Consider the following 340-nt stretch of genomic DNA (forward strand, 5'->3'; position numbering starts at 1 on the left):
GTAAACGATGAATACTCGCTGTTTGCGATATACTGCAAGCGGCCAAGCGAAAGCGTTAAGTATTCCACCTGGGGAGTACGCCGGCAACGGTGAAACTCAAAGGAATTGACGGGGGCCCGCACAAGCGGAGGAACATGTGGTTTAATTCGATGATACGCGAGGAACCTTACCCGGGCTTAAATTGCAGATGAATTACGGTGAAAGCCGTAAGCCGCAAGGCATCTGTGAAGGTGCTGCATGGTTGTCGTCAGCTCGTGCCGTGAGGTGTCGGCTTAAGTGCCATAACGAGCGCAACCCTTGTTGTCAGTTACTAACAGGTTTCGCTGAGGACTCTGACAAG

General features: G+C 51.8%; 1 rRNA gene. It reads left to right on the plus strand.

The window, feature by feature from the left end:
• Window positions 1-340, plus strand: a 16S ribosomal RNA gene (locus PZE06_RS27160); the annotation flags it as partial.

It is taken from the genome of Robertmurraya sp. DFI.2.37 (assembly GCF_029211245.1).
In the GTDB taxonomy this organism is placed as follows: domain Bacteria; phylum Bacillota; class Bacilli; order Bacillales; family Cytobacillaceae; genus Robertmurraya; species Robertmurraya methanolica_A.